This is a genomic window from Natronomonas amylolytica (assembly GCF_037031205.1).
Lineage (GTDB): Archaea > Halobacteriota > Halobacteria > Halobacteriales > Haloarculaceae > Natronomonas > Natronomonas amylolytica.
Map to the genome: position 1 here is coordinate 38,165 of NZ_JAYEZM010000013.1, position 12,125 is coordinate 50,289.

General features: G+C 54.1%; 5 protein-coding genes and 1 pseudogene. 1 reads left to right on the forward strand and 5 read right to left on the reverse strand.

What is annotated here, in order from left to right:
• Positions 1–183 precede the first annotated feature (183 nt).
• The 3 genes and pseudogenes from U5914_RS15930 to U5914_RS16935 all read right to left on the reverse strand — a co-directional run.
• Entirely contained in the window at positions 184–1,530 is a 1,347-nt protein-coding gene (locus U5914_RS15930) for an orc1/cdc6 family replication initiation protein (RefSeq protein WP_336136728.1), read from the reverse strand.
• Positions 1,531–2,713: 1,183 nt separating this feature from the next.
• Positions 2,714–3,100 carry a hypothetical protein gene (locus tag U5914_RS15935; RefSeq protein WP_336136729.1) on the reverse strand — a complete coding sequence of 129 codons (387 nt, stop codon included), beginning with the start codon at positions 3,098–3,100 and terminating at the stop codon, positions 2,714–2,716.
• A gap of 195 nt (positions 3,101–3,295) precedes the next feature.
• Positions 3,296–3,728, reverse strand: a pseudogene (locus U5914_RS16935) (type B DNA-directed DNA polymerase); the annotation flags it as partial.
• Positions 3,729–3,833: 105 nt separating this feature from the next.
• Here U5914_RS16935 and U5914_RS15945 point away from each other — a divergent pair.
• A complete protein-coding gene (locus tag U5914_RS15945; protein WP_336136731.1) occupies positions 3,834–10,370 on the forward strand; it encodes a sacsin N-terminal ATP-binding-like domain-containing protein in 6,537 nt (2,178 codons plus the stop codon).
• 138 nt (positions 10,371–10,508) lie between these two features.
• Here U5914_RS15945 and U5914_RS15950 read toward each other — a convergent pair whose 3' ends face one another.
• Together U5914_RS15950 and U5914_RS15955 are read right to left on the reverse strand one after the other, a co-directional pair.
• A complete protein-coding gene (locus U5914_RS15950; protein WP_418766788.1) occupies positions 10,509–10,949 on the reverse strand; it encodes a DUF8160 family protein in 441 nt (146 codons plus the stop codon).
• A gap of 14 nt (positions 10,950–10,963) precedes the next feature.
• Positions 10,964–11,875 (reverse strand): ParA family protein, encoded by a 912-nt coding sequence (locus U5914_RS15955; protein ID WP_336136733.1) that lies wholly within the window; start codon positions 11,873–11,875, stop codon positions 10,964–10,966.
• Positions 11,876–12,125: the final 250 nt, after the last annotated feature.

Below are 12,125 nucleotides of genomic sequence, written 5' to 3' on the forward strand. Positions count from 1 at the left end.
CTCCTAAGGGGGACCCCGTGTGAGAGATGAATTGACTGATGAGTCGAAGGGGAGACACCCCGTGTGCGAAATGAAATCTTGCGTACTGTTGTCAGACATATCTAGTCATTCTAACAACACACTCCCCGAAACCACCCCCCGTGTGCGATATGAATTCGGTGGCGGCGTCGGGGACTCTTGGCGTCAGTTCCCTTCGAAGAAATCGTCTATCTGCGCGTTGACAACGGATTTGACGATATCCTCTTCGTGTTCAGCATCCTCGAGACGGAAGTCAGTCTGGAGGGTCTCGGCGACCACTTCCGGATCGTCAACAAAGGTGTATTCCTTGTGGACACCACTACCGTACCCCCGCCCCCGTTTCTCCGACGTGACGAAATTGTAGGTCTCAGCTTCATTCATATATCGCAGATAGGAGTCGCGCGATTTTTCATCGGCATCCAAGAGGTCGGTGAGGTACTGGTACACTCGGTAGGCAACCGTACTGGGGACAGCGTTCAGGTTGCGCTGCGAATAAACGGGGACGATCGCGGTTGCGTAGAGCGAGAGCTTCTTCTGCGTCGAGAGGCCCTGCATCTGGGTCAGCGTCCGGTCCCGTTCGGCTTCTTTCTGGGCGTCGCGTACGTGCTCTTCACGAACCGTATCTTTCCCACCTCGGTCGGCGATTTCACCCGCCTTCCGGAACAGATCGATCGCCTTCCGCGCATCGCCGTGATCTTGGGCAGCGAATGCCGCACTGAGCGGAATAATCCCATCCTCGAGAACGTCGTCTTGGTACGCGTCGCGACGGCGTTCGAGAATCGCCTGCAGTTGATTCGCGTCGTAGTCGGGGAAGACGACGTCCTGCGGATTGAACGAACTCTCCGCCCGGCCGTCGAGGTCTTCCATGAATCGGGGATCGTTCGTGAGCGCGGCGACGGACACGTGGCCCTCGATACGACCGAGCTGGGACGCTCGCGACAGCTGGTAGAGCAGTTTCGAATATGCCGGCTCGTCATTCGGATCGCGTTGCCGACCGACTAGGAGATCGACCTCGTCGAGGATGATGATGACCGAGTCGAAGTTGTTGCTCAAAATCTCGTAGAACCGATCGAGCTTTTGGTCGGTCGAGATCCCGCTCTCAGGGACTCCGACATCAACGCCGGCTTCTTCGGCCGCATTCTTCACGAGTCGATAGACAGCTCGGTCGTGCGATTTGATCGTCTGGCAGTTGACTTTGATGACGCCAAACCGATCTCCCTGCGAGTTCGCAAGTTCAAGAACCTGCTGGCAGACCGCATTGATAATGAGTGACTTCCCAGTCCCCGACGGGCCGTAGAGGAGCATATTGGGTGGTCGATTTCCCTGTAGTGCCGGTCGTAGGTAGGTGATGATATCGTCCAGCTGGTCATCACGACCGACAATTCGATCCTCGTCAATGACAGCATCTGGGTCGAGAAGTCCCTTATCTCGAAAAACAGAGTTCTGAACGCCCTCCTGAAGACGGCCTTTGATAGATTGTGAGAGGGATTGTTGATCGTCGCCGTCAGCCATATTTGCGAAGTTAGGTCGAAACTATAAATAAATATGGGTACCGTGTGCGAGGTTAAATCAGACGAATTCAGTTGATAGAGAGGGTTTAGAAGGAGGTGGTCGGTGAAACTCCGTAACCGCGGGCGAAATCAATTGGCCGTAATAGCCCCCCGTGTGCGATATGAATTCCCGGGAAGCTCATCGAACAGCCGTTGATGCCGAAGCGGGTCAGAAGACCTCGGCGGAGGCACCCCCCGTGTGCAAGATGAAACATCAGACGTGGTCTCGATCCGGACAGTACCGGGGATATCTCTCGACAATCTCGTGTGGGGACGAGATCTCGTCGGTATGTTACCCCCACACCCCGTGTGCGATATGAATTTGACTAGAGGGTAGGCGGGAACGAATCAATCAAGGAACACGGAATTTGTCCAGAGAGCCTACGAGAAGACGTAAAACAAACGATAACGTCCAGCTCACAAGGGAGCAACGCCACGGACGAGTTCGGATGTATCACGAAACGTACCGTTTCGTTTCGATCGACTCTAGTTCTAGTACAGCTTTGGTTGCCAGAGTAGCTATGTAAAGCTTTCCCTGAAACATAGCTCATTCCGATATCGTTATCTCTGCGTTCTCTCCTCCGTGATATTGTGGATTTCAGGTGTCTCGGGGTCTCTCTTCTCGACCACCCCCTCCCGCCGTTTTCCTGATTTCATCTCGCACACGGGGTGTGGGGGTTAGACCTCGTGGGGGCCGTGGTTAACCAACAAATCCACTCCAATCGGGTCTTGTGTTGGTTAATCGCTCTCCGTGTTCGCGAACGCCGTCAATTCCGGCATCAATCTGTGAGTATTTCTTCAGCAGCTGAATCGGTAGGTAAGTTATCGAAATTGAGCTGAACTAGTCAACCCGGTAGACAGCAAGCGCTTTCAGGAAATTGTTGGCACAGTAGCGAATCCGGCACCGTACGCAGCAGCCTCGATAAAGCTTGTGCGGACCCGGATCGATGAACACGCGTGCATCTTGGACTGGATTACGCGAGTAGACTGCGACGGCTTCTTCTCCACCGTTTTCACTTGCTGGTGTCTGGATGTAAACTTCGATCATCTCTCCACGACTGAAGTACTCACGAAGATCTCGCTCTTGTGCCTCGCGATGAGCCCGTTCCTTGGATCCTCGGCTTGTATCTGTGGACATAGTTGTGCTATTGGGCGTTAAGGTGACTCTGATAAGCCTGTTCTATGGCCTCGAGATCCTCTTCGAATAGCTCTTGAGCTGACTTTCGGCCAGCCTTGGCCGCATAGACATCCCGGACTTTACCCTGAACCGCCGAGAGCTTCTTAGCGCTCTGCTCAGCGACTTTTTTCTGCGCGAACTTCCGACGTCGTGATTCCCATCCATCGATTTCGAACGCTAAGTACCACCGGGTAGTTTGCCGGATGTCGGTGAACTCAACTGATGCCTCAACCGGACGAGGGCCGTCAACCTGACTCACAAGTAGTGTTGTCAAGAGGTTCTCGTCTACCGCACGATAGTCTTCTTCGTCCGGTTCGTCCCACGGGTCGAAGTCTACGAGGTCGCCAAGTCCCATATATACCCATTTGACGGGGTGTATAAACAACCCCCATGAGCGGCTTTACGCTTACTATAGCCATTTCGAATGAAGCTGAGCGAAGGATTTTAATATTTGGCTCTTGCGCCCGACCCCTCCAGCCAAGGTGCCAAAATCTCAAAGTATGAGTCCTTTAGAGAGGAGTCCAACCCGTGATATATTTTTTTCGATTATCTACTTCGAATTTGTGTTCGTGTAGGCCGTCAACTCCCGGACCCGCGTCTCCATGAGTTCTCGACGGATCTCCGTCTGATCCCAGCCAAGCGGTGCCAGCACACTCTGGACAGCTCTGACGAGTTGCGTCTCGTAGTACGACGCATCGTACGACTCTATCTCTTCGTGGGCCAACGCGACCCGCTCTCGCGAGCTCTTCTCGTCGTCGACAACTACGCACTCGATATCCTGTCCCGGGTGGACGGCGAGGTCCTGCTCTCGAGCTCGCTTCAATACGGACACGTTCTGAGTATTCTCTATGTTGCCCTTCGAGTGGTTTGAGGATGCGATTCCGATTACGAGTTGCTCGATGTCCCAATGTGGAGACGATTTATGACGTCTTGAGCTTGTCGAGTACTACGTCCGGCGACCGGGATGCGTCGAAATGTTCGAGATACATTAACTACATGTGAATCGCGTCTGTTCTGTGCGACAGCATGATTGATCTCGGTCAACAAATCTCATCGACGTCCTCTATGCACGGTATGGAGACGCCACAATGACTCAGGAATCTCGCGTAGACGAGCGCGATGATTCGTCGCGTCGGTTCAGTAAAAATGAACTACGCAAGCGATGGATCCAGCGATTGAATGATTCGCTCGGGAAGCTAACCGAGGTCAATCCGCGGACACAGGGCAATCGTATCGGCGAACTACTGCAACAGAGCGCGAGTAACGGGAATTCTGAGCGGGCACTCGCTGGCGACCACGAAACACGGGAACTTCTAGAGCTACTGCAGAATGCTCGCGATGCAATTCGAAAAGAGCGAACCGAAGGCAATGACTCCGACGGATCTGGAAGTGGTGGGGACGACCCGTTGAGTGGGAATGTACACATCAGCGTTCACGACACGGGCCTGCTGGTCGCAAATACGGGCGCTCCCTTCGACTTTCTGGACGAAGAGGTTGAAGAGGCCGTCTGCATGGTCGGCGAATCTTCAAAACAAGGGATCGACTACATCGGGAGCAAGGGAGTAGGACTTAAATCGATTCTCGCATCAGGTGAGGCCGTCGAGTTCTGGACAACGCTCGGAGAGGAAGATTCAGGAGAGCACGCGAATCTTCAGGCTGACACTGATGGAAGCGGAAGTGATAATTCATCGGCAGAACCGTTTCGTGTTCGACTAAGCCGCGCTTACACGACGACGGCGATCTACAAATCACTCGGGATTACGCCGGAGCACACAGAAGGCGTGTTTGATGACTGCCTGGCAGATTTGCGTGCTATGAACGATGCGATCGGTGCAACCGACGTAGGTACCGATGGCAGCCAGACACCCATCGATGAACTCTTAACCGATAGCGAAGGTCAAGATAGCTCTGAGCTTTTAGAACTGAGTGAAAAAGCGCGGAACCGAATTGCGAAGCAACCACTATTTTACTTTCCTATTGAGCTATCTGGAAAAAATACCTCTGATCCGCTCGCTCAACGAGCTCGAGCCCTCGTTTCGGGAGATGGTCCCGCCGCGAGCGAACTTGACGAAGAACTTCTTGGCGCATTTCGAACTGCAGTATTCATTGAGTACACCGACGAGGAATGGCGAAAACTCCTACCTGACCTGCCCGAAGAAACCCGCAGAGATATCTTCGTCGGTGACGGTTCCGTGGGAGAGAGCGACGCAACTGATTCCGAATCACGAGCTCGTTCGCACGAGATTGCCGAACAACTGTGGAATCAGCTGACGGGGAGTGAAGGACGGGAAGGAATTCGGCCTGAAACCCTTGTTCAACTCGGCGAAATCGACGAAATGACGGCTGATCGAATCCGGCTGGACGGGATTCCGAAAGCTAGAGAGTCGAAAGCTAAGCAAGCCGCGGCAACCACCCGAGTACGCTGGAAAATTGAGCCTCGGAGGGCCGATCGAGACCCAACCTACTTCGAGAATGATGTTCGTCACCAGCGATTGTGTGTCAATCGATATGAAATCACCAGTACAGCAGATAAAGAGGACGATACAGCGGTATTCGACGTTTTTAACCGGCCTGATGGATATAATCCCGAACCTGGTATTGATGATGAAAATAAGCCGGAACCACGGATTCTCGTTCCACTAAGGAGAGGTGAAACCGATCTTGAGCGACTGAGAACATATCCGCTAAATCTCTTTTACCCGATAGAGAATACCGCACAGCTCGGTCTGCCATTTTGTCTACATGGTCGATTTCGAGTCCAGACGAACCGGAAGGATCTGAGTCCGAGCGAGTCGGACCACAACGAGTGGGTACTCAGCGAGGCCGCCACCTTGGTGGGTGATATTGCTGAACTCACGGCCCAGAGCGAAATGTTCGGCTCCGTTTATCCGTGGGCCCTCCTTCCCCCACCGCCCAACTCGACGGCGGACCGCCAGCGAATGTCCAAGATCCTCACTGAGTTCATTGAGGAAGTCTATGGACAGATCCGTGCGTCGAACTGTTTCCCGCAGGTGACGGGAGCCCCGACGATGCCGACGGAGACCCTCTTCCATTGGGACCCCAAAATAAACGACGGCTTTCGAGCCTTCTACTATGTCTCTTCAGCTGCTGACGAAGAGGGATGGGTCTCCGACGCACCAGAACCCCTCCCTGCAGAAACACTACTGAATGGATTTCTGCGCTTTGACGACCAACTCGAGGACCGGGTGGAGGTACTCCTCGCCGATGGGAGCGATGGATCCGAGAATATCACGTGGACAGAATCGATTACCGACGACTGGCTGGAAATCCTGTCAAGAGCTTCGATAGATGACAGCATCCAGTGCGAGGCCGATATTGCGAGAACATTTTTCGGTGGACTCGTGCGATTACTCGTCCCCGACGAAAGCGTTGATGACGACGATATAACATCAACCCTAGGGAACCACGAGAGGCTCAGCGGATCGCCCCTTCTGCCCTGCCTCTTTGAGTTATCGTCAAAAAAGGAGGGTACGGAACGAGATAGTTCAACAGACCCGGAGCGCACACTCCAGCTGGTTTCAGTTGAATCCCACCAACAACGGAGGGAGCGTGCGTCGAGAACGGTTCTTTGGAACATCGACCAATCCGACGAGGCGACAGACCTAGAGACGCCGCCGGCAGGGGCGGGTTTTTCCGTCTACTTCTTCGATCCCCGTTCCGAGCGACTTCAGGGTACCACTCGGTTGCTCAAGAACGTCGGTCAGCTGTGGGGAATTCGTAATCATGACAATGACCCACAGAGTTACTATCGGTCGTTGGTCCAGAGTTTCGCCGCGGAGGATGGCTCTCAGACAATTAATCCCGATGCATTGTCATTTCTAGCGAACCAGGTCGAGAACATCACCGCCCAGGATCTTAATGCGCTTGAAGGAGGATTCATCCCGAAGCAGTACCTCAGAAAGTCCCTTGAAGCCGGGTCGTCGACGCAGCGGAGTAGACTCAGACGGCGCCTGGCGGTACGGAAGTCGAATCTCGGAATCGAAAGCTCTGTTTTACCGGGAGGGTCGATCCGCGAGTTCGCGTTCGACGATATCTGGCAGCAACGTCGGAAGGCTGGTGAGTTGCGTCCTGCTGATGACAACCCCGCTGACGATGATGAGAGCGAAGTGGGGGACGACGATTCATTCGTCGAATATGAAGCGTGGGGTGAATACACGTCTCCGTTCTCAAGTGTCCTCCCCGCCCCGTCGAATGAGACGTGGAACTCGGTGTATAATAATATAAATATAGAAGAGACGGAGCGACAACAACAGGTCCTCGCACAGACACTCTCTCTTCTAGGAGTCAGTATCTTCGCTGACCTCAACATCATTTGGCGGTTCGACGATGAGCACCCAGATACCGACGACAATTCGAACCCTCACTGGTCACCACTGGAGTGGATCAATACCGACGAGTCACCTTTCGATGAAGATCCCTCTGAGCGAATTACAACACTGAACTCGACGCTCGAATCGCATCCCGCCTATCTTGAAATCATTAGGGGACCTGGCTTCCACCCCGCGCAGACGGTCGATCATAGTTCGACATGTGACGGTTGGCTGGCGACCGGGAGTAGGGCCGGCGGTACCCTTGGCAGTTGGGTGTGGCTCGAGACAACCGACCCACTCGTAGACCGACCGCACGACGCAATCGAGGTTATCTGTCGTCACGACGAACAACTCACGTCTTCGGTACTCTGGACTGGCTGGACGTGTAACGGCGGGGCACACCAGCGATACACTTGGGAAGAGCCGGTTCCGACGCTATTGAACTGGCAGTTGCGGTCACTCCCGATTTGGGAATCGGAGTTGACGTCTCCTGTGGAACTTCCAGATGGGTGGGGAGCAGACAAACATACGCTTCGGTGGGCACTTCCTGAGACAGAGCATGATACGGCCACTGTCGAGGATCTTTTCCCAACTGTTCGTGCAGACTCGAACCTCTCTTCCGCACTTCGAGAGACGCTAGGAGTGAAGTCAATCGGAGATCTAACAGCGGTTGAAGCTGCGGATCGGCTCCAAAAACTGCTCGATGTATTTACTGACGAGTCGCTGGCCGAGAGCCGGGAGGACCACGTTCCATTGCAGGTTGGGTCGCACGACCAGCGGTGGCAATCCGCGTACTCGCAGTTAATCACGCGGCTCTTGCACCATTTCGAAGCAGTACAGAATGACGACGATTCGCCAGTCGACCCGGTGACTGAGCGTAATATTTTGACACACTTCCCGATGCATTACCGGGGTGACTGGGTTGCGGTGAACCTGGACAGACTTTCGAACTCGGGACGCGATGTCCGATGTTTCGAGACCCGGTCGCCTAAATTCTGGGAGAGAAATGAGGCACATAGGCGAAAGGTGTACGTCCTCAAGCGGACCCGTACAGGGCCGTTCAAGTCTCTCATGGAGTACTTCGATGCGGACGTGATCGACGCGCAACCACCCCAGGTAGATCGGGCCCACATTGTCACCGGCCCCGAGGACGCTGAGTTGCTCGAAGCGGTTCGGACGGAGCTCAAAGACCGCCGAGAACTGCTTATTGCCGCGATGGAACGAACGAATACGAAGGAAATCGACGATACGTACGAAGATCTCACCATCGGTTTTGAACAGTTAGCCGTCGCCGACTCAACTGCATTCGAGCGTTCCGGTCGATTACAAGATGGCACGGGCCAGCCTCACCGATCAGGGATTTACGAATTGGAGGGCTCGGAAAAGACCGGGATCGTTCTCAATCGAGGCATTCTGACAGGGGATGTAACGAACGCTGAATCATCTCCCTCTGCTGACCGGGAATTCAGTGCATCCGACACGGCGCGGGGAATCTCGCTACTCGTTCAGCGGCCTAGCAAGTTACGTGAATTCGAACATGCGCTCAGCTATGATCGAGGCGCTTTGCAGGCCGAATACGAAGAGCGATTCCCGCTCGAAAAAGTTCAAGGTGTCCTCGGCACGAAGCACGCTCGGGAATTCCGACAGCGGTACGCTGCATTGGACGCGCTACTCGACTCCCTGAGCATTGACGAGATACAGCCCAGTGACAACGCATTCGTGCCAACCAATACCGAGCAGACGGACGACTATATTCGCTATATTTCTGCCGTAATGTGTGGCGAGGAGGAAGCAGAAGAACCGGCCGGTATCACCGAAGAGATTCTTGATCAAGCGGTCGCAGTACGAGAACAGACACCAGAGTGGGCACGATTCGTCCTGAAGGGACTTTTCGACAGGAATGTATCCACGTCGTATGAGTGGTGGCGCGAGAGGCTCGAAGGAGTTGCATCCGATTCTGACCGCCACTCTCTCATTCGATGGCTCACCGACCGTGAGATGCAGTTTGATCTCTACCGGCTCTCAGCCGCGAAAACGCGTTGCGAAAATCTTGCAGAAGTAGCCGAAGTTGTCAGCAAATACGAACCTGAACAACGCTCGGAGGTTTCAGAGTGGCGGACACACATCGAGGAAGAGGACAAGCAGATCGTGTGGGATGAGCAAATTAAGCTGACTTCGCTCTGGGACCGCTCGCTAACTCCATCGGAGTGGTTCTTCTACGCAGGTGAGAACAAATTTGAGACGGAACTGCTGGATCCCCTCGTCCATACACTAATGGAGGCCGTAACCCCGGACGAGAAAGAGAGGGTCCAAGAACTCGTTGAGACATACGTCTTTGAAAACAAGTTGCCCCAGCGGGAAACTCGGACAGCCGTTAAGGAGCGCCAGAAGCGAGCGTTCGACACTTTGGGCGAGAACCTCGGTTCTGTGTGGGAGCGCATTGACACGGAGTGGACGGCCGATACGATGGATTGGGACGACTCACTCAACGTTACTCGCGGATCCTCGGTAACTGGCGGGTCGAGTGGCACCCCGACGGGGCGAGCACAGCAAGCAGAGGCGTTCACAATGGTCCACGTCCTCAGACGGTTGAGTGAGTGGGTCGACGGGGATCCAGACAGGGCAGAACAGCTCATTCGTGGCTTCCAGAAACTCCGAGACGAACAGTTTTCGCTCGACGACGAGGCACCGCCGTTCAAGTGGCACCTGCAAACCCAGTGGGACGAACTTGAGTCGAACCTCAACACATCGGGGAAAGACTTAGCGAGGTCACTTACACCCGAAAACCTGCAGGAGACGCCACTCTCAGACTTCTCGGTGACCGAACTGATCAATATCACGCAAGAACAAGGTCCTGGATTCGACGTCATCGACCCGTTCGGTCCGCTCAACGAGGACGCTCTCGACACCGACGGACGACTGCGAGCAATGCGATCTCCTGCGGAGGATGGTTCGACGTTCACTCCTGTCGAAGTGAAAGCGGTCAGCGGCGACCCGCCGTACGGCTTCCGACTAACGACTAACGAGATCCGACGGTGTCGGGCATTTTTGGATGCAAAGAATAGACTTGACGATGGCAGGGACGATACAATGTATCTCTCGACGGGGTCGGACTACGTTATCCGACTCGTGAAAGCCCCGAGTGCTGAATCTGAGTGGGAGTCATCGATCGCATTCGCGCGACCGGACATCGTGATGACCGAAGATCGACTCAAGGCGCTGTTTACTGATGATCCACTTGAGTTCAGCGTCAAGGGTGGGTACGTGAATATGCACATGGGTGATCAGGACTAAAGGTACAGACTGGACTGATTTGGAGCTTTTTAGCGAGAGGAGCTATCTGTGCCGGTGAGGGAGTTTAGAATCCAATCGATGAATGATGGATCCTTGCTGTCGAATACTTTGATTTGTATCTTACGTCTGCCTACTGGATTACTGATCAACGTCTTGCTTTGCGAGTTCGCGAATCTTTTCCTTCGTCTCTTCGCGGTGCTCGCCGAACGCCACTTCGAAAATCCCTCGGTAGAAGTGCTTGTTCTTCTCGAGCGTGACGTCCTCGCGCTTCAACTGTTTCTTCAGCCGCGTGAATGTGACCTCGATATCCTCGCTCTGTTCCGGTTCAACGTATATCGTGGCTGAGTCCCAGTCCTCCCGGATGTTCAATGGTTCATCATCCGTTTCTGTTGCCTCCTCAGTGGCAGACTTAGTATCCGCCGAGCCAGCACCCTTCTCCTGACCTGATTGCTCTTCTGTGGCGGCTGCAGGTTCACGGTCTTGTCTCTCTGTTTCCGATGTCGCCTCTGCCGTCTCATCGCCGCCGGCGACATCTTCGTCTTCTGCTTCCTCTGATGGATCCTCAAATCGCTCGTCCATTCCTCGGGGCATAGTTACACCTCCACCTGCGTTTTGTCGAACGCCCGTTCCATCGTCTCAGCAACCTCCAGGAAGAGGTCGCGCTCGACTTGCTGGTCGTTCGCGTCCTCCCATTCGAAAATATCGCAGCCGTTGTCCCACGCGCGCTGTATCGCTACCCGCATTGGAAGCTTGAAGATCGGCGCTAGTGACGCATATGACTCGTCAAATGCCTCCAGGAACTTCTGTGACTGACCATCGTCTCTGTACATGTTTGCCAGCAGTCCCACGATCGCAATCTCGATCTGTTGGTTGTCCTCGATGGATTCCAGCTGATCCCAGAGATCGTCTAGAGCATCCCGGGATGTCGCTTGGGTTTGCGCAGCCAGGAAGACGTTTTGCGCCGCGATGAACGCTGCATCTGTCAGGACCGAGAGATCAGGGGGGCAGTCGATTAAAATAAAATCGTAGTCGTAGCCGTCGTCGACCAACTCTTCGAGAGCAACTTTCAACGAGAGACGAGCGCCTGCGTCGTCCATCCAATCCCGGGCAAGCCCCATGTCCTTGTGGCTCGGTACGAGATCGAAATTCAGGTGTTCGTAATCGGCGCTGTGGATCATAATTTCTGAAAGAGTCGTGTCATCCGTGCGCGGATTGTCGACGAGGACGTCGAGAAGATTCGCGTCATCAGTCGCGAGCGTATTTGGAAGGTCGTTCTTCGGGCTTGATGGATCGTTGTCATCGCCCGGACCCAGTCCAAGCCCTTTCGTCATGTCGGCCTGTGGGTCCATATCGATCGCAAGAACATCGTGATCTCGCGAGGCTAGTGCTGCTGCACTGTTTATTGTCGCCGTTGTCTTGCCAGTCCCGCCCTTCTGATTGCCGAAGGCGATCGTGGGAATACCGGTCGATGGTGTGACGCCCCAGCCACGAGGTGACTCGGTCATAATACGATCATTGATTCAATGACTCATAAATCCACGTCAGACATCCAATGCCGCTTTTGAACTGATAAAGTGCCGTATCTCGTAGTATATGGCGCTAATAAGCGATCACAGTATTATATTTGCTGAAAATCAGTGAATCACTGATTCATTGACTCAACGCATTATGGAATTCTCGCTTTGCTGGTTCCTCGAGGAATGGAGCTTGCTACTGGCAGTTACTGAATCAGTGACTCTGTACTTCCCGTGGTAG

What these genes read in the sequence shown, in the direction of transcription:
- U5914_RS15930 (WP_336136728.1), bottom strand. Translation starts at nt 1,530, where the DNA reads ATGGCTGACGGCGACGATCAACAATCCCTCTCACAATCTATCAAAGGC.
- U5914_RS15935 (WP_336136729.1), bottom strand. Translation starts at nt 3,100, where the DNA reads ATGGGACTTGGCGACCTCGTAGACTTCGACCCGTGGGACGAACCGGAC.
- U5914_RS15945 (WP_336136731.1), top strand. Translation starts at nt 3,834, where the DNA reads ATGACTCAGGAATCTCGCGTAGACGAGCGCGATGATTCGTCGCGTCGG.
- U5914_RS15950 (WP_418766788.1), bottom strand. Translation starts at nt 10,949, where the DNA reads ATGGACGAGCGATTTGAGGATCCATCAGAGGAAGCAGAAGACGAAGAT.
- U5914_RS15955 (WP_336136733.1), bottom strand. Translation starts at nt 11,875, where the DNA reads ATGACCGAGTCACCTCGTGGCTGGGGCGTCACACCATCGACCGGTATT.